The organism is Prauserella alba (genome assembly GCF_024171735.1).
In the GTDB taxonomy this organism is placed as follows: domain Bacteria; phylum Actinomycetota; class Actinomycetes; order Mycobacteriales; family Pseudonocardiaceae; genus Prauserella; species Prauserella alba.
The window spans coordinates 893148-909920 of the sequence record NZ_JAMTCH010000003.1 but is presented as its reverse complement, the minus strand read 5'-3'; the positions used below and the strand labels follow the sequence as shown (position 1 = coordinate 909920).

Below are 16773 nucleotides of genomic sequence, written 5' to 3'. Positions count from 1 at the left end.
CCACCATTCGGCGGGACTCGGTGTCCGGATCGCTGCGTGCCGCGCCCGGCCACTCAGTAAGGTGCACCCCCATGAGGACAGGGGGGCGCCCGGGACGCATCGACGCAGCACGGATCATCGCCGGAATGGCCGTCGTGGCCCTGACCGCGACCGCCTGCGCGGGCGAACGAGTCACCGGTGAGCTGCAGACGGTGGGCGACGTCGCCGGCCTGCCCGTGACGCATTTCGAGAGCGGGCTCAAGGACGACGCGGCGAAACCGGACGTGCAGGCCGAGGGCGCCACCGACGCGATCGAGGACCGGCTTGCGCTGGCCTCGATCGCCGACGTCACCGATTACTGGGACGAGCAGATGCCGGAGCACTTCTCCGAGAGCTTCGAACACGTCGACAAGCTCATGTCCTACGACCCGGAGGGCGAGTCGCAGGAGGTCTGCGGCACCAACACGCGGGACATGGCGCTCAACGCCTTCTACTGTCCGCCGGAGGACCTCGTCGCCTGGGACCGCGGCGTCCTGCTGCCACTGCTGCGCGAGAAGTTCGGTGACATGGCCATCGCCGCGGTGCTGGCCCACGAGTTCGGGCACGCGGTCCAGACCCGCCTCGGGGAGAAGGCCGGGATCGACGACAGCACGTCGACGATCGTCAAGGAACAGCAGGCCGACTGCTTCACCGGTTCGTACATGCGCTGGATCGCCGAGGGCAAGAGCAAGTACTTCGAACTGTCGACGTCCGACGGCGTCAACGAGGTGCTCGGCGCGCTGTTCCTGATCCGCGACGCCCCCGGCGCGCACGCCAACGAACAAGGCGCCCACGGCTCCGGATTCGACCGGACCTACGCGGTGCAGCTCGGCTTCGAGGACGGAGCCAAGCGGTGTGCGGAGATCGACAAGGCCGAGATCGAGCAGCGCATCACCGAGGTGCCGTTCAAGAACGCGACCGACCAGGCGCAGAAGGGCCAGGCACCGATCACGGCAGGCACCATGGTGCACGTCCAGCGCAGCCTCGATCAGGCGTTCTCCGCCACCGGCGTCGACGCGCCGAAGATCGTCGAGGACGACGGAGCGTGTGAGCAGGGCCGGTCCACGCCGCCGGTGTCGTACTGCAGCGAGGCCAACGAGGTGGACATCGACCTGGCAACACTCGAGAAGATCGGGCAGCCCGCCGACCAGGTGGGCGAGCTGACCGGCAAGAAGTCGCCCGACGCGGGGCTCGGCGACTTCGCCGTGTTCTCGGAGGTGGCGTCCCGGTACGTGCAGGGCATCCAGGAGGGTGTCGGCGCGCCCACCGAGGGCGGTCAGGCCGGGCTGCGCACGGCCTGCCTCGTGGGCGCGTGGGCCAAGTTCGCCAACAACCCCGACAGCGGCTCGACGCTGTACCTGTCCCCCGGCGACCTGGACGAGGCGATCGCCGAGCTGCTGCAGCCGCGCAGCCTGCTGGCCGCCGACATCAACGGCCACCGGGTCGCCAACGGGTTCGCCCGCATCGAGGCCCTGCGCAACGGCTACCTCGAAGGTTCCTCCGTCTGCACGGAGACCTACAAGTAGCAGCGCACCCCACCCGCGCCGAGTGCCGGACCGGGATCGAACGGTCGAGACCGGTCCGGCACTGCCTGTCGCGGTGAGCGGGTCAACCGGGCGGCAGGAGCGGCCCCGCGTCCCGGCGCTCGAACACGAGGTTCGTGTGCACCAGCGCGACCTCCGGGCGGTCGGTGAACTCGTCGAGCACCAGCCGCTGGAGCTCGTGCGGGTTCTCGGCGGCCACGTGCACGAGAAAGTCGTCCGGTCCGCTCACGTGGTACAGCTCCAGCGTCTCCGGCAGCGCCAGTACGTGCTGGATGAACGGGTCGACCAGCGGGCGGCGGTGCGGCTGGACGCGGATGAACAGCAGCGCCTGCAGCGGCCGTCCGATCTTCTCGGCGTCGACGCGGACGCTGTAGCCGAGGATGACACCGGCCTCACGCAGGCGGTTGACCCGGTCGAGACACGTCGAGGGCGCGATGCCGACCGCGGCGGCGAGGTCCTTGTTGGGGATCCGGGAATCGTTCTGCAGCGCCGCCAGTATGCGCACGTCCACCGAATCCAGTTCGGCATTCTTAGCCATACCGGAAACCCTAACCGGACCCGGTGGAACTTTTCCGGTTCTGCACCGATGCTGCGGCATGTCCGTCCCCGTCGATGCGGGAGCCTGCCATGCCCCAGCAACTGCCCGTGTTCGTTGCGACCACGCTGTTGATGCTCGTCATCCCCGGCCCCGACTTCGTGCTGGTCACCCGCAACACCGCCGCCGGTGGGCCGCGCCGCGGGCACGCCACCACGATCGGCATCTGCAGCGGCCTCGCACTGCTGACACTCGTCGCCGCGGCCGGTGTCACCGCGGCGGCCACGGACCCGCACGTACTGCTGGCCCTCCGCATCTGCGGGGGCGGATACCTCGCGGCGCTCGGCGTGACCTTCGCCCTCGCCGCCCGGTCCCGCCACCCGGACGCGGCCGATCCGAACGCAGTGCGCCGCACCGGGTCACCGATCGCGCAGGGGTTCGCCTGCAACGTGCTCAACCCGAAGGCGCTGATCTTCTACCTGACGTTCATGCCCCAGTTCGTACGCCTGGACGGCTCGGTGCCGCTGCAGACACTCCTGCTCGGCGGACTGGTGATCGGCTGTGCCGCACTGTGGTGGACGCTCTACGTGACGGCGCTCGGCGCACTCGGTGCGGTGCTGGCCCGGCCGCGGGTGCGCCGCACCCTCGATGTCGGCGCGGGCCTGGCGCTCGCCGCCCTCGGCGTCACGACGCTCGCCGGCACCCTCGGCTGACGACTCCGGACCACCACGCGGCTGCCGCACCGCGGCGCTTCCGCCGGACCGTCCCGCCGGCCACAGTCAGGGCCGCGGCCGGCGGGACGGATGTGGTCCGGCAGGCTCAGAACAGGGCGCCGGCGAGGTCGCGGCGCGCCTTGGCGACGCGGTCGTCGGCCGGGTCGAACAGCTCGAACAGTCCGACCAGGTGTTCCCGGACGCGATCCCGGTCCTGGCCGGCCGTGCGGCGGATCGTGTCGATGAGCCGGGTGAACGCCGCCTCGACCTGCTGCTGGGCGACCTGATGGTCGGCCGCGGCGAGCTGGGCGTCGAGGTCGGACGGGTCGGCGTCGGCCTTCGTGAGCACCGCCGGGTCGGATTCGGCGGCCCTGGCGGCGAACCGCACCTGGTTCAGCGCGGCCTTGGCCTGTTCGTTGGCAGGCTCGGCGTCCAGGATCCGCCGGTAGGCCGCCTCGGCGGCGGCGAGGTCGCCCTGGGCGAACGCGTGCTCGGCCTCGGTGAACCGCTCGTCCTCCGGTTCTTCCGCGGGCTCCGCGGCCGCGCCCTCCTCCGCAGCCCGGATCCCGGGCAGCTTGTCGCGCAGCGCGTCCAGCAGCTTGTTCAGCCACTGCTTGATCTCCGGCTCCGGCAGCGCGCCGGAGAAGGCGTCGACGGGCTGGCCGCCGGCGATCGCCACGATCGTCGGGATGGACTGCACGCCGAACAGCTGCGAGATCCGCGGGTTGGCGTCGACGTCGACCTTCGCCAGCACCCATGCGCCGTTCGCCTCACCGGCGAGCTTCTCGAGTACCGGGCTGAGCTGCTTGCACGGCCCGCACCATTCGGCCCACAGGTCGACGACGACGAGCGTGTTCATCGACCGCTCGACGATCTCGGCCTGGAACGACGACTCGGTCACGTCGATGACGGCACCACCGGTGGCACCGCCACCGGCCCCACCGGGCTGCGGCGGCGCCTCACCGCTCACCGCGGACGGGCCGTCCTGCTGCTTCGAGGCCTCGGCGCGCTGCTTCAGACCGGACAGGTCGACCGCTCCGGAGAGGGCCGACGGTACCCCTGGAGTGTTGCGTGGCTGTGTCACGGTTCCATCCTGGCACGGACTACTGGGAGCTGGGTCACTGGTGGAATCCTAACGAATCCGCAGCTCGGCGCCGTTCCGGCAGGCGGGTGCGCGGTGGTTCACGGCTCGCGCAGCTGCGCCTGCACCCGGTCGATCTTGGCGTCGAGCTGGCCGGTGTATCCGGGCCGGATGTCGGCCTTGATCACCAGGCCGACCCGGGCGGCACCCTCCCCTGCGGCGTCGGTCGCCCGTTTGACCACGTCCATCACCTCGTCCCATTCGCCTTCGATCTCGGTGAACATCGACCCGGTGCGGTACGGCAGGCCGGAGTCCCGGACGACCCGGACGGCCCTGGCGACGGCCTCGCTCACACCACCGTCGGAGTCGGCAGCGGCGGCCGGGCTGACACTGAACGCGACGATCATGATGGGACTCCCTGTGGTTCTCGTGCCGGTCGCCACGTGCGCCGGACGTCTCGTGCCCCGTGTTCTACCTCGACCGCGCCCTGCCCTGCACCACCTGCGGCACACGCGACCGCGACAGCGGACGGCGGACGGGGCGGCAACAGAGCGGGCGGCGGCGGACCGGGAGGCAGCGGACGGCGGCGACGGCGATCGGCTCGGGGCGCGTGCCAGCCGATACCGCCCGCGCTGCTAACTTCGAACGCCATGAACCGTCCGTTGCCGTTCGACCCGATCGCCCGCGCGGCGCAACTGTGGGAGGACCGCATCGGGCCTTCCGACACCATGGCGGCCGTGACGGGTCTGATGCGGGTCCAGCAGATCGTCCAGTCGGCGGTCGACGGCGCGCTGAAACCGCACGGGCTGACGTTCGCCCGCTACGAGGCGCTGGTCCTGCTGACGTTCTCGCGCCAGGGCGCACTGCCGATGCGTGTCATGGGCGAACGACTGCAGTTGCACCCCACGAGCGTCACCAACATCGTCGACCGACTGGAGTCCGGCGGGCTGGTCGCACGGCTGCCGCATCCGACGGACCGGCGCACGACTCTCGTCGAGATCACCGACGACGGGCGCGCCCGCTACGAGGTCGCGACGAAGGCCGTCACCGACATCGACTTCGGGCTCCACGGCCTGACCGACCGGCAGACACAGCAGCTCACCGACCTACTCACCAAGGCGCGCAAGGCGGCAGGCGACTTCAGGGAGTGAGCCGCCGCTCAGACGCCGACCGGCTCCCGCCGGAACAGCGCCGTGCCGCCCTGCTGCGACTTCTGCGGGCCGTCGAGCTTGCCGCGGCGCAGCGCCCACGTCTCGAACCACCAGGTGAACAGCGGCGGGATGCTCGCCAGCAGCGCGGTGAGGGTGGTGCCTGCCGTCCAGCCCAACGGCTTCGCGACGCCCAGCGTCACGGCCAGATACACCACGAACATCGCGCCGTGCACGGCGCCGAGCACGGGCACGCCGCCCTCGCCGAGCTCGACGACGTACTTCAGGAACATGCCGATCAGCAGGCCGGCCCACGACAGCGCCTCGGCCACGGCGACCACGCGGAACAAGACGGCGGCCTTGTTCGACAACGGTTCCTCCTCCGCTCGGATTGTGCCGCCACGGACGGCGGCCACGTCACTTGCTGTATACGCCAACGCCGCCAGTGACGCGCAACATGCCCACGGGTTCCGTGACCGTACTCACGAACATCGGCGTGACCTGGTGAGATAGTGACCACATGTAACCGCATGGTGCGCATTGTCACCACTTCGGGTGCGCTGCCCCGCGGGGCGTTTCCCGGCCGAACCCGCGGCGTCCACCGCTACCGTCCCGGGACCGGAACGACTACCGCCCCGGGACGTGTTCGGGGTCGGGTTCGCCCTCGGAGCCGTTGATGGGTACCGGTGACCGTGTGACGATACGACCATGACTCAGCGTCGAACACCGCCGTTCCGCGCGGACCACGTCGGCAGCCTGTTGCGCCCGGCCGTACTCCACGAGGCGCGGACGCAGGCCGCCCAAGGCGCCATCACGGCCGAACAGCTACGAGCCGTCGAGGACGAGGCGATCCGCGGGGTCGTCGACATGCAGCGCAAGGTCGGCCTGCGGTCGGCCACCGACGGCGAGTTCCGGCGCTCGTCGTGGCACATGGACTTCATCTACCAGCTCGACGGGATCTCGGCGAGCGACGAGAAGCTGCACGTGACGTTCCGCAACGCCGGCGGTGAACTGGAGTTCAGCCCGTCGGGCCTGAAGGTCGACGGCACGGTCGGTCTCCGCCACCCGATCTTCGGGGACCATTTCGACTTCCTGAAGTCCATTGTAGACACCGGAGTCACGCCGAAACTCACGATCCCGTCGCCGAGCATGGTCTACTACCGCGGCGGCAGGGCGGCCGTCGATCCCGGCGTCTACCCGGATCTCGAGGACTTCTTCGCCGATCTCGGCGCCGCGTACGCCGCACAGGTCGCGGCCGTCGGCGAAGGCGGGTGCCGGTACCTGCAGCTCGACGACACGAGCCTCGCCTACCTCAACGACCCCGCGCAACGCGAGCTCGTCGCCGAGATGGGCTTCGACCCCGAGACGCTCCACCTGCGCAACATCCGGACGATGAACGCCGCGATCGCCGCCAAGCCCGACGACATGGCGATCACCACCCACCTGTGCCGCGGCAACTACCGTTCGTCCTGGGCCGCGGAGGGCAGCTACGACTTCGTCGCGGAGGCACTGTTCAACGAGCTCGACGTGGACGGTTACTTCCTCGAATTCGACGACGAACGTTCCGGCGGGTTCGAACCGCTGCGTCACGTCCCCAAGGACAAGTACGTCGTGCTCGGCCTGGTCACGACCAAACGCGGCGAGCTGGAGACGGTGGACGGGCTGCGCCGGCGCATCGAACAGGCGTCCCGGTACATCGACGTCGACCAGCTCTGCCTGTCCCCGCAATGCGGCTTCTCCTCCACCGAGGAGGGCAACGACATCACCGAGGACGAGCAGCTCCGCAAACTCGAGCTGATCGTCGAGACCGCCGCGAAGGTCTGGGGCTGACACCTGCGACGTGCCGCCGGGACCACCGCGGTCGAAGCACGCACGGCGCCCGCGGTCACCAGATCAGTCGCGGTGCCACGAGTCACGGTGCCACCAGATCAGTCACGGCGTCACCACATCACGAGGTCTTCGAACAGGTCCGGCAGCAGGACGACACCGAATCCGAGCACGGCGCAGGGCACGACGGCAGCGGCGACCCGTGCGGCCTGGCGCGCCGACGGAACTCCGAGCCACGCGATCACGCCGACCGCCGCACCCGAAACCGCCAACAGCGCCACATCGTCGGCGTCGAACCGGCGCACCAGGTCGCCGATGACAAGCCCGATCGCGCCCGCACACGCGAGTGCACCCCACCAGCCGTCGACACCGACGTGACGCAGGACGAACGCCAGCACCAGGCCCGCCACCAGCGCCAACACGAACCACGTCACCAGGCGCATGAGTGGCGGCGGATAGAAACCGCCGTACAGCACCACGTAGAAAACCGAGCGGAAACCGTAGAACGACGCGACCGCCGCGAGTAGCAGCGCCGTCACGCGCGCATACGCATCCGCCGGCGTGCGCCGACGGGCGACCAGAACCGCCAGCACCACCCATACCGTGAAGGTGTGCGCCAACGAGCGGAGGACGTCGTCGTAATACGACCAGGCGACCGCCGCACCGGCCAGCAGACCGGTCACGGCCGGAATGACACTGTCCCGCAGTGACCCGCCCACCGCGGCTCGCTCGTTCGCCGCCTCCGACATCGTCGCTCCCCTGTTGCGTTCGAATCGGTCGGGCCGGTCGGCCTGTGGCGTCGTCAGCCGTGGGGCCGGCCGCCCTACGGCCGGTCACCCTACGGACACCGGACCGCGGCGGCGCGAAGCCCGGACCAGGCCGCGCCCGTGGCGTGCGGGAGTCCCGTGCGCCCCGCGCGTGGCCTACAGTGCGGAGCCGTGCCGGAGCCACTCGAACCGATCGTCCTGCCCGCCAACCAGCCGCCGCAGTTCTACCGCGGCGGGGCCGCCATCGCCGCGCTGCGCGGCGACGAGGCCCGCGACTACGGCCCCGAGGACTGGATCGCCTCGACGACCACGCGGTTCACGGGCGGTCCCGACGGGCTGACGCGCCTGCCCGACGGCCGGTGGCTGGCCGACGCCGTCACCGCGGATCCACGGGGCTGGCTCGGCGACCCGCACCTGCGGCGGTTCGGCGATTCGACCGCGCTGCTGGTGAAACTGCTCGACGCCGGCCAGCGGCTGCCCGTCCACTTCCACCCCGACGACCGGTTCGCCCGCGCGCACTTCGACTCGCACTTCGGCAAGACCGAGGCGTGGATCGTCGTCGGAACCACCGGCGACGATCCGACCGTCTACACCGGATTCCGCGAGACACTCGCCGCCGCGACGGTCCGCGACTGGGTGCGCGACCAGGACGCACCGTCGATGCTGGCGGCGCTCAACGCCGTCCCGGTCGCACCGGGCGACACGGTCGTGATCCCGGCGGGCCTGCCGCACGCGATCGGCGCGGGCGTGTTCGTCGTCGAGCTCCAGCAGCCCACCGACTTCTCGCTCACCATGGAGTGGCGTGACTTCCTCGGCTCACCCGAGCAGGGCCACCTGGGGCTCGGTTTCGACACGGCGTTGCAGGTTCTCGACACCTCCGGCTGGGACGAGCAGCGACTGACCTCGCTCATCCGGCGCGGCGGCGAACCTGCCGACGGCGAAGCCGCCGACCCTGCGGCGGCCGAACTGCTCGCCCCGCTCGCCGACGGTTTCTTCCGCGCCGAGCGCCTGCTCCCCCACATTGCGCCTGCCGGCACGCTCACGCTCACGCCGGGGTTCGCCGTGCTCGTGGCGCTCGACGGCGCGGGGACCCTGGCCTCCCAGCACGGCGAGACGCCGATCGCGCGGGGTGACACCGTCGTCGTGCCCTACGGGGCGGGCACGGTGGAGCTGTCCGGCGACGTCACCGTCCTCCGCTGCCGCCCGCCCGCCTGACCGGCCGGGTCCGCCGGACGCTCGGGCCGCGTGCGCGGCGGCGCCGACGTTCGGCCGGCCGGGTGCGTGGGCGCAGGAACGCCGGTCCTCTGCCCGGATGCGCGACCACGTGCCGGATCCGGCGTTCCCGCGACGGCACACCGTCAGCAGTCCGGGACGGCGCGGCCGCCCTGCGGATACCGCCGCCGCGCCACCGGCCGCCCGGCCACCACACGCGCGGCCGGTGGACGGGGTACGCCGGTCGCTGGAAGGTGACGACCGCCACCGCGACCAGTGGCACCAGCGCCGCCGCAGCGGCCGTGACCCAGGTCGTCGCCGTGGTGAGCGGATGCCCGAGGGTGATCAGCCCGACCACGACGGCGGGCGCCCCGGAGCCGAGGTAGAACGCGACATGCAGCGCACCGGTGATCGCCCCCTTGCGGACGACGGGCGCGACAGCGTCGACGGCCGCCGACGCACCGCCGTACGCCAGGCCGTGCCCCGCGCCGGCGATCACCGCGGCGACGAGGGTCACCACTGTCGATCCACCCGCCGTGACCGCCAGCAGCGCCAGGCTCGTCAACAGTGCCGCGAGCCCGAGGACCTGTGCTCGCCGGTCATGCAACCTGCCCACGAGCGGCTGGGTCGCCACGGAACACACCAGCACCAGGCCGAGGATCGCGCCCGTCACCGCCGGGTTCGACTGCCCCGCACGGTCGAGCAGCGTCGGAATGATCGCCAGGAACAGCCCGGCCACCGTCCACGCGACGAACCCCGCGGCCGCCGCCGAGGCGAACACCCGGCGCATGCCACGCGGGATCGCCGGTTTCGTGGGGCGCCACCCCGCGAGGCCCGGAACACCGGCCGCCACGGTCATCCCGGGGGCGGTGCCGCCGAGCCCCGACACGAGGCGCCACCCGATCGCCAGCAGTCCGAGGTGGAGAGCGAACGGCAACGTTTCCGGGGCGGGCGCGTACCGCGCGAGCAGCCCGCCGACGACCGGTCCCGCGGCGGTGCCGCCCACGAACGCGATGCCGGCCAGCGCCGCGGGGGCGACCCGCCTGCCGCCGTGGAGCGACGTCAGCGCGCTCGCTGCCGCCGTCGCCGCGCCCAGTGCGAGCCCCTGGGCCCCACGGCCCACCAGCAGCCAGGTGGTGTCGGTGGCGAACACGAAACACGCCGAACCGGCCGCCGCGACGAGCAGCGCCCCGCGCAGCACCGGGCGGGCGCCGAGCGCATCGGTCGCCTGCCCGAACAGCAGCAGCGCCGGAGCACTGACCAGGGCGAACGTCGCGTACACCACGGTCATCGTCAGATCGTCGATACCGAAGGCCTGCTGGTACGCCGGGTACAGCGTGCTCGGCAGGTAGGCACCGAAAGTCAGCACGACCAATACGTAGGCACCGGTGCTCGCCGGTGACGTGAGGCGTGGGGCAGGACGAGGGGACGCGAGACGTTCCATCAGCAGCACACGGCCATGATGCCGAAATACTTTCTTGAGGAGAATCAAACGATTGTCATCTTTATCGTGCAAAATGACTGCATGATCGATCCGAAGTTGCGGGTGCTCCAACTCGTCGCCCGGCACGGCACCGTCACCGCCGCCGCGGCGGCCTCGCACTACACGCCGTCGGCGGTCTCCTACCAGCTGCGCCAGCTCTCCGAGGAACTCGGCGTCCCGCTGCTCGAGACGCAGGGCCGCGGAATCCGGCTGACCACGGCGGCGCGCACCGTGCTGCGGCACGTCGACGTGCTGTCCGCGCAGGCCGAACGTGCCTACGCCGAGCTCGCGACGCTCTCCGGTGAACCCAGCGGACCGTTCACCGTGTGCGGCTTCTCGACGTCGGCCACCCACCTGCTTCCCCCGGTCGCGGCGACCCTGCGCGATCGGCACCCCCATGTGCGCATGCGCGTCATCGAGGCCGAGCCAGGACGGTGTTTCGATCTGCTCCTGGCAGGCGACGCGGATCTGGCCCTGGTGATCAACACGGCGCACACGCCGCCGACCGGTGACGACCGGTTCCACCAGCAACCGCTGCTGGACGATCCGCTCGACCTGGTCGTGCCCGCGGACCACCCGTTCACCGCGCGCCGCCGGGTCACACTGGCCGACGCGGCCGAACAGGAGTGGATCGTCGGCCGGCCCGGCACCGCTTACCACGACCTGGTGCGCACGGCATGCACCGCGGCGGGTTTCTCCCCGAACATCGCGCACTACGCCGACGAATGGGACACCGGGGCGGCGCTCGTCGCCCGGCGGCTCGGCGTGATCCTGGTGCCCCGGCTGGCGCGGTTGCACGACGACCGTCCCGTGGCCCGCGTCCCGCTGTCCGGCGATCCCGCACCCGCACGCCGGGTGATCGCCGCGACCCGCAGCGGCCACGCGAGCCACCCGCTCGTCACCGAGGCGCTCGACGAGATCAACGAGGTCGCCGCACAGTTGCTGCCCACGGAGGCCCCGCAACCGCGCTGACCGGCCGTGACCACGACGACCGGCCGCGGCCGGCACCGGTCCCGGACACACGTCGGCGCCGGGAGCCGCGGGGCTCACCGGCGCCGGACGTGCTGGGTGGGCCGACTACGCGGGCACGTTCAGCAGCAACGCGTCGCCCTGTCCCCCGCCACCGCACAGCGAGGCCGCACCGAGTCCACCACCGCGGCGGCGCAGCTCGTGCACCAGGTGCACGGCCAGCCGCGCGCCGGAGGCGCCGATGGGATGACCGAGCGCGATCGCGCCGCCGTTGACGTTCACGATCTCCGGGTCGACGCCGAGCTTGTCGGTCGAGACCAGGCCGACGGCTGCGAACGCCTCGTTGATCTCCACCAGGTCCAGCGCCGAGGCGTCGAGCCCGGCCTTGCGCAGGGCCGCGTTCACGGCGTTCGACGGCTGTTCGTGCAGGCTGGCGTCGGGGCCTGCGACGACGCCGTGTGCACCGATCTCGGCCAGCGGGGTCAGGCCCAGCTGCTCGGCCATCGCGGGGCTCGCCACGACGACCGCGGCGGCACCGTCGGAGATCTGCGAGGCCGTACCCGCCGTGATCGTGCCGTCGGCGGCGAACGCCGGGCGCAGTGTTCCCAGCGACTCCGCCGTGGTGTCGCCCCGCACGCCTTCGTCGGTGTCGAACACGACCGGGTCGCCCTTGCGTTGCGGCACCTCGACGGGAGCCAGTTCGGCGGCGAAGGCGCCGTCGGCGATCGCCTTCGCCGCGCGCTGGTGCGACCGTGCGGCGAACTCGTCCTGCTGCTCGCGGGTCAGACCGTGGCGGGTGTTGTACTTCTCCGTCGACGCCCCCATCGCGACCTGGTCGAACGCGCAGTGCAGGCCGTCGAAGGCCATGTGGTCGACGAGCGTCGTGTCGCCGTACTTGAAGCCCGAGCGCGACTTCGGCAGCAGGTGCGGCGCCTGGGTCATCGACTCCTGGCCACCCGCCACGACGAGGTCGAACTCGCCCGCCCGCACGAGCTGGTCGGCGAGCGCGATCGCGTCGAGTCCGGACAGGCACACCTTGTTGATCGACAGCGCGGGCACGTCCATCGGGATGCCGGCGTCGACGGCGGCCTGCCGCGCCGGGATCTGGCCGGCGCCCGCGGTCAGCACCTGGCCCATGATCGTGTACTGCACCTTCTCCGGCGCAACGCCCGCCTGTTCGAGCGCGGCCTTGATGGCGACACCGCCGAGCTGGGCTCCCGAGAAGTCCTTCAACGAACCGAGCAACCGCCCGATCGGCGTGCGGGCCGCCCCCAGGATCACGGAACCGGACACGTGTCTTCCTCCAAGCGTTGACGATGCTTCCCGGCGCCGGCTCGCCCGCGCCTCGCGTGGCACGGCGCACCAACGACATTGTTACCGGGAACGATACCGGCTGCCGGGGCCGGAACCGGCGCCGCGGCGGCACAACCCACGGTGTGAACAAGCGCACCCCAACGGCCGCGTCGACGGCCCTATCCTGCGCGTATGCAGCAGCAGGCAACCGCGGCGATGGCGCCGTACATCACGACGATCGACCACGTCGGCGTCGCCGTCGCCGACCTGGACGAGGCGATCGCGTTCTACCGTGACAGCTTCGGCCTCGAAGCGACCCACGTGGAGGTCAACGAGGAACAGGGCGTGCGCGAGGCGATGCTGCACGCTCCTGGTGACGAGGGCGGGACCGCGGTGCAACTGCTCGCCCCGCTTCGAGAGGACTCGACGATCGCGAAGTTCCTCGACTCCAAGGGGCCGGGGCTGCAGCAGCTCGCCTACCGGGTCACCGACGTCGAGGCCGCCGCACAAGCGTTGCGCGACAAGGGCTTGCGGATGCTCTACCCCGAGGCCAAACGCGGGACCGCGGGCAGCAGCGTCAACTTCGTGCACCCCAAGGACGCGGGCGGCGTGCTCGTGGAACTGGTCGAGCCCGCCTGATCCGGGCGCGGGCGGGCCGCTGCGCTCACGGCGTCGCCGGGAACGCCGTGAGCGACAGTTCCGGCCGCTAGTGCTGACCCGCCATCCGATGTGCCGCGCTGGCCACCGGCACCGCTGCCGCGCCGATGAGCACGGTCAGCCCGCCGATGATCCAGGACGTCCACGCCGCGCCGGTGAAGGCCGTGTAGCCCATCACCCACGGGGACACGAACGCCAGCGCACCGAGTACCACCTGGATTCCCTCGCCGACGATCATGCCGGGCATGGCCAGTGAGACGAGCCCGTCGATGGCGATGAGCGCGCCGAGTACGGACATGGTCCACGCTGCCCCGGTATCGGTACTGAACCAGAGCGGAGACAGGGCCAGTACCGCACCGAGAACCACTTCGGCCCAGTCGTGCGGTCGGGTCCACGGACGTGCCGGATGAGTCGACGATCCGGCCATCGTGATCACCTCCTGGAGGTCGGCCCACGGCGGGCACACGATGTGACCGCCGCCGGGGTCGACCGCCGACCACGCGCCGGCAGGTGAGCTGGTGCGCGCCTGCCGGACGAGGTGGTGACGACGGCGGCCCCTAGTCATCAGCATGCGCCTCCGGATGCCGGCGGTCAATGCCGCCGACGTTGGTCCGGACGTCACCGTTTTCCCAGCGCACGGCGGAATCGGTGACTGCTCGACATGCGGGCCCCGACCCGGCTGTGAACCCCGTGTGAAGCACTGCGACACCACGGGCGCATTCGGCGGCGTGGCGATCACGCGTGCGGTTAGGGTGGGGACATGAGCCTTGGCGACGAACGGGATCTCGTGCCGCTGGGGGCCGGCTTCGACTTCGAGAAGCGCGGCTACAGCCGGGCACAGGTGGATGAGCATCTGGAACGGCTGGACGCCGACCTGCGGATGCTCACCTCCGACCGCGACGCGGCGATCTCCCAAGCCGGCGATCTGGCGAAACAACTCGAGTCGGCCCGCGTCGAGATCGACGACCTGCGGGGCCAGGTCGACCGGCTCGCGCAGCCGCCGACGACGATCGAGGGACTCTCGGAACGGCTCCAGCGCATGCTGCGGCTCGCGCAGGAGGAGGCCGCCGACACGCAGGCGCGCGCCGAGGCCGAGGCGGGCCACATCCGCGCCAAGGCCGAGGCCGACGCCAGCGCGATGCGCGCCCGGTACGAACAACTGCTGACCGAGCTGGCCGAGCGGCGCCGCGAGATGGAGGCCGAGCACCGCAAGGTCATCGCGGACGCGCGGGCCGAGGCCGAATCGATCCTCACCAAGGCCAAGGACGAGCGCGACCGCCTCGACACCGAGGCCGAGCAGCGCCGCACCAAGGTCGAGGAGGACTTCGAGATCGCGATGGCCACGCGCCGCACCGAAGCGATGCGCGAGCTCGCCGAGCAGGAGGCCGCGAGCAAGGCCGAAGCCGAGCGCCGGGTGCGCGAGGCCACCGAGGAGGCCACCGGGATCCGCGCCGAGGTCGCCGAGGAGCAGGCCGAGGCGAAGTCCGACATCGAGCGGCGGCAGCGCGAGTCCGTGGAGGACGCGAACCGGCGCAAGCAGAACTCGATCAGCGAGGCCAACGCCCGCGTGGCGGAGGCGACCGACGAGGCCAATCGGCGGGTGCGCGAGGCCACCGAGGAGGCCAACCGCCGGGTCCACGAGGCGACCGAGATCGCCAAGCGGCGCGTCGCCGACGCCAAGGGCAAGGTCGAAGCACTGCGCACGCTGCGGCACAAGGTGTCGGACCAGGTCCTGTCGGCGAAATCGATGCTCGCCGAGGTGGACGCCGCCATGGAGGGCACACAGTCCGGCTCGGACTCCTCGCTGGCCAAACGCAACGGCCAGAAGGCGCACGCCGGTGCGTCGGCCGGTACGTCGGGCACGGAAGCGACTCGCGAGTAGGTACGGTGTAGCCCCCGGTACGGCGACCGGCTACTGTTCGGCCTGCAGTACCACCGAGGTTCACCGAGCCCGCTGGAGGATGCGAGAAGCATGGCCGCTTACCAGACTGTCGTCGTGGGCACGGACGGCTCCGATTCGTCCTACGCCGCCGTGGACCGGGCCGCCGCCGTCGCGGCGGACGCCGGCGCCACCGTCGTGATCGTGTGTGCCTATTTCCCTGCCGGCAAGGACGAGGTGCTCCGCGCCCAGGACGAACTGGGCGACGAGGCCTACCAGGTGGTCGGCTCGGCGCCCGCCGAGGACACGCTGCAGTCGGCGCGGGACCGCGCCCTGAAGGCAGGCGCCCGTGACATCGAGACGGTGGCCGTGAAGGGCGAACCGGTGGACGCGCTCCGCAGCACCGCCCAGGAGCGTCGCGCCGACCTGCTCGTCGTCGGCAACCGCGGGCTGAACACGCTCGCCGGCCGCATCCTCGGTTCGGTGCCGTCCGAGGTGGCGCGGAAATCCGGCGTCGACGTGCTGATCGTGCACACCACCTAGGCCCCCGTGGACGAGGCGCTCGCGCGCCGGCTGGAGCGCATCCTCCTCGACGGCAAGCGGAAATACACGCGACAGCAGGTCGCGGACAAGGCCGGCGTTCCTCCGGAGCGGACGAAACGGCTGTGGCGTGCCCTGGGCCTGGCGACCGCCGCCGACGACGAGACCGTGTTCACCGACGCCGACGTCGAAGCCGTGCGCATCGTCGACCGGCTGGTGACGGCGGGGCTGCTCGACGAGGAACTCGAGACGTCGGTGGCCCGTGCCGTGGGTCTGCACCTGTCACGGCTCGCCGAATGGCAGGCCGACCTGTTGTGGTCGCTGGTGGCCGACAACCCGAAGCTGGCGGGCGACGAACGCCGCATCGGCAAACTCGTCGAAAGCGTGCTGCCGGAGCTGGAGCGGGTGCAGAACTTCGTCTGGCGGCGGCACCTGGCCGCGTACTCGGCGCGCCTGCTCACCGGTGCCGACGAGGAACCGGAGTCGCGTACCGAGATCGTCGGCTTCGCCGACATGGTCGGCTACACGCGGATGACCCGCCGGGTCGACGAGGCCGAGCTGAGCGCCGTGCTGGAACGCTTCGAAGCACTCGCCTCCGACATCATCGCCGACCGCCGCGGCCGGATCGTGAAGATGATCGGCGACGAGGTGCTGTTCGTCTGCGACCAGCCCGCCGATGCCGCCGAGATCGCCCTCACCCTGGCCGAACGCGCAGGCGACGACGAGGACCTGCCGCACGTGCGGGTCGGCATGGCGGCGGGCCGCGTGCTGAGCCGGTTCGGCGACGTGTACGGCTCCGTGGTGAACCTGGCGAGCAGGCTGACGTCGCTCGCCAGGCCGGGCACGGTCCTGGTGGACCGCGAACTCGGCCGCGAAATGGGCACGCTCGACGAGTACGACGTGCGGTCCCGCCGCGTCACCTCGGTGCGGGGCTACAGCCGCCTCCGCCCCGGAGTGCTGCGGCGCGCGGGTACGACCAGGCGGGTGTCGAGCGGCCAGCAGCTCGCGGCCGACCTGCTGGGGCTCAACCGCACCGACACCGATCGCGACGCCGATCCCGACGGCCGCACGGACCGCGGCGACTGACGCCGGCTACACGGTGACCGC

18 protein-coding genes are annotated in these 16773 nt (G+C 71.3%); 10 read left to right on the top strand and 8 right to left on the bottom strand.

What is annotated here, in order from left to right; genetic code table 11:
- Positions 1-71: 71 nt before the first annotated feature.
- A complete protein-coding gene (locus LY12_RS04110) occupies positions 72-1544 on the top strand; it encodes a neutral zinc metallopeptidase (protein WP_253853351.1) in 1473 nt (490 codons plus the stop codon).
- Between the two features lie 82 nt (positions 1545-1626).
- Here the strand turns inward: LY12_RS04110 and LY12_RS04105 are convergent, their stop codons facing one another.
- Positions 1627-2100, bottom strand: a complete 474-nt coding sequence (locus LY12_RS04105) for an Lrp/AsnC family transcriptional regulator (RefSeq protein ID WP_253853350.1) — start codon at positions 2098-2100, stop codon at positions 1627-1629.
- Between the two features lie 89 nt (positions 2101-2189).
- On the opposite strand from LY12_RS04105, the gene LY12_RS04100 reads away from it, so the two are divergent.
- Entirely contained in the window at positions 2190-2810 is a 621-nt protein-coding gene (locus LY12_RS04100; RefSeq protein WP_253853349.1) for a LysE family translocator, read from the top strand.
- 106 nt (positions 2811-2916) lie between these two features.
- Here LY12_RS04100 and trxA read toward each other — a convergent pair whose 3' ends face one another.
- Both trxA and LY12_RS04090 read right to left on the bottom strand, forming a co-directional pair.
- Positions 2917-3894 (bottom strand): thioredoxin, encoded by a 978-nt coding sequence (trxA, locus tag LY12_RS04095; RefSeq protein ID WP_253853347.1) that lies wholly within the window; start codon positions 3892-3894, stop codon positions 2917-2919.
- A 98-nt stretch (positions 3895-3992) separates the two neighbouring features.
- The gene (locus tag LY12_RS04090; RefSeq protein WP_253853346.1) at positions 3993-4298 is read right to left on the bottom strand and encodes a thiamine-binding protein; all 306 of its coding nucleotides are present in this window, start codon (positions 4296-4298) and stop codon (positions 3993-3995) included.
- Between the two features lie 243 nt (positions 4299-4541).
- Here LY12_RS04090 and LY12_RS04085 point away from each other — a divergent pair, with 243 nt between their 5' ends.
- Positions 4542-5042 (top strand): MarR family winged helix-turn-helix transcriptional regulator, encoded by a 501-nt coding sequence (locus tag LY12_RS04085; protein WP_253853345.1) that lies wholly within the window; start codon positions 4542-4544, stop codon positions 5040-5042.
- Between the two features lie 8 nt (positions 5043-5050).
- Here LY12_RS04085 and LY12_RS04080 read toward each other — a convergent pair whose 3' ends face one another.
- Positions 5051-5410 (bottom strand): DUF3817 domain-containing protein, encoded by a 360-nt coding sequence (locus LY12_RS04080; protein ID WP_253853344.1) that lies wholly within the window; start codon positions 5408-5410, stop codon positions 5051-5053.
- Positions 5411-5747: 337 nt separating this feature from the next.
- Between LY12_RS04080 and LY12_RS04075 the strand changes: the two genes are divergently transcribed.
- Positions 5748-6869, top strand: a complete 1122-nt coding sequence (locus tag LY12_RS04075; protein ID WP_253853342.1) for a 5-methyltetrahydropteroyltriglutamate--homocysteine S-methyltransferase — start codon at positions 5748-5750, stop codon at positions 6867-6869.
- Between the two features lie 110 nt (positions 6870-6979).
- Here LY12_RS04075 and LY12_RS04070 read toward each other — a convergent pair whose 3' ends face one another.
- Complete coding sequence (locus LY12_RS04070) at positions 6980-7615, bottom strand: hypothetical protein (protein ID WP_253853341.1); 636 nt, start codon at positions 7613-7615, stop codon at positions 6980-6982.
- A gap of 189 nt (positions 7616-7804) precedes the next feature.
- Here LY12_RS04070 and LY12_RS04065 point away from each other — a divergent pair, with 189 nt between their 5' ends.
- On the top strand, positions 7805-8848 hold the full coding sequence (locus LY12_RS04065; RefSeq protein ID WP_253853340.1) for a class I mannose-6-phosphate isomerase: 1044 nt from the start codon (positions 7805-7807) through the stop codon (positions 8846-8848).
- Here the strand turns inward: LY12_RS04065 and LY12_RS04060 are convergent.
- Complete coding sequence (locus tag LY12_RS04060) at positions 8817-10214, bottom strand: MFS transporter (protein WP_253853339.1); 1398 nt, start codon at positions 10212-10214, stop codon at positions 8817-8819. The genes LY12_RS04065 and LY12_RS04060 overlap by 32 nt on opposite strands.
- A gap of 156 nt (positions 10215-10370) precedes the next feature.
- On the opposite strand from LY12_RS04060, the gene LY12_RS04055 reads away from it, so the two are divergent.
- A complete protein-coding gene (locus LY12_RS04055) occupies positions 10371-11300 on the top strand; it encodes a LysR family transcriptional regulator (RefSeq protein ID WP_253853338.1) in 930 nt (309 codons plus the stop codon).
- Between the two features lie 105 nt (positions 11301-11405).
- Here the strand turns inward: LY12_RS04055 and LY12_RS04050 are convergent, their stop codons facing one another.
- Entirely contained in the window at positions 11406-12590 is a 1185-nt protein-coding gene (locus tag LY12_RS04050) for an acetyl-CoA C-acetyltransferase (RefSeq protein WP_253853337.1), read from the bottom strand.
- 192 nt (positions 12591-12782) lie between these two features.
- On the opposite strand from LY12_RS04050, the gene mce reads away from it, so the two are divergent.
- Complete coding sequence (gene mce, locus LY12_RS04045; protein ID WP_253853335.1) at positions 12783-13229, top strand: methylmalonyl-CoA epimerase; 447 nt, start codon at positions 12783-12785, stop codon at positions 13227-13229.
- A gap of 67 nt (positions 13230-13296) precedes the next feature.
- Here mce and LY12_RS04040 read toward each other — a convergent pair whose 3' ends face one another.
- On the bottom strand, positions 13297-13674 hold the full coding sequence (locus LY12_RS04040) for an SPW repeat protein (RefSeq protein WP_253854876.1): 378 nt from the start codon (positions 13672-13674) through the stop codon (positions 13297-13299).
- Between the two features lie 333 nt (positions 13675-14007).
- On the opposite strand from LY12_RS04040, the gene LY12_RS04035 reads away from it, so the two are divergent.
- The 3 genes from LY12_RS04035 (at position 14008) to LY12_RS04025 (ending at position 16752) form a co-directional block, all read left to right on the top strand.
- Positions 14008-15129 carry a coiled-coil domain-containing protein gene (locus tag LY12_RS04035; RefSeq protein WP_253853333.1) on the top strand — a complete coding sequence of 374 codons (1122 nt, stop codon included), beginning with the start codon at positions 14008-14010 and terminating at the stop codon, positions 15127-15129.
- A 90-nt stretch (positions 15130-15219) separates the two neighbouring features.
- Positions 15220-15669 (top strand): universal stress protein, encoded by a 450-nt coding sequence (locus tag LY12_RS04030; RefSeq protein ID WP_253853332.1) that lies wholly within the window; start codon positions 15220-15222, stop codon positions 15667-15669.
- A 6-nt stretch (positions 15670-15675) separates the two neighbouring features.
- Complete coding sequence (locus tag LY12_RS04025) at positions 15676-16752, top strand: adenylate/guanylate cyclase domain-containing protein (protein WP_253853331.1); 1077 nt, start codon at positions 15676-15678, stop codon at positions 16750-16752.
- Positions 16753-16773: the final 21 nt, after the last annotated feature.

Excerpts from the sequence above, each read along its gene's own strand:
- LY12_RS04110 (WP_253853351.1), top strand. The coding sequence starts at position 72 with ATGAGGACAGGGGGGCGCCCGGGACGCATCGACGCAGCACGGATCATC.
- LY12_RS04105 (WP_253853350.1), bottom strand. The coding sequence starts at position 2,100 with ATGGCTAAGAATGCCGAACTGGATTCGGTGGACGTGCGCATACTGGCG.
- LY12_RS04100 (WP_253853349.1), top strand. The coding sequence starts at position 2,190 with ATGCCCCAGCAACTGCCCGTGTTCGTTGCGACCACGCTGTTGATGCTC.
- LY12_RS04090 (WP_253853346.1), bottom strand. The coding sequence starts at position 4,298 with ATGATCGTCGCGTTCAGTGTCAGCCCGGCCGCCGCTGCCGACTCCGAC.
- LY12_RS04085 (WP_253853345.1), top strand. The coding sequence starts at position 4,542 with ATGAACCGTCCGTTGCCGTTCGACCCGATCGCCCGCGCGGCGCAACTG.
- LY12_RS04075 (WP_253853342.1), top strand. The coding sequence starts at position 5,748 with ATGACTCAGCGTCGAACACCGCCGTTCCGCGCGGACCACGTCGGCAGC.
- LY12_RS04070 (WP_253853341.1), bottom strand. The coding sequence starts at position 7,615 with ATGTCGGAGGCGGCGAACGAGCGAGCCGCGGTGGGCGGGTCACTGCGG.
- LY12_RS04055 (WP_253853338.1), top strand. The coding sequence starts at position 10,371 with ATGATCGATCCGAAGTTGCGGGTGCTCCAACTCGTCGCCCGGCACGGC.
- mce (WP_253853335.1), top strand. The coding sequence starts at position 12,783 with ATGCAGCAGCAGGCAACCGCGGCGATGGCGCCGTACATCACGACGATC.
- LY12_RS04040 (WP_253854876.1), bottom strand. The coding sequence starts at position 13,674 with ATGGCCGGATCGTCGACTCATCCGGCACGTCCGTGGACCCGACCGCAC.
- LY12_RS04035 (WP_253853333.1), top strand. The coding sequence starts at position 14,008 with ATGAGCCTTGGCGACGAACGGGATCTCGTGCCGCTGGGGGCCGGCTTC.
- LY12_RS04030 (WP_253853332.1), top strand. The coding sequence starts at position 15,220 with ATGGCCGCTTACCAGACTGTCGTCGTGGGCACGGACGGCTCCGATTCG.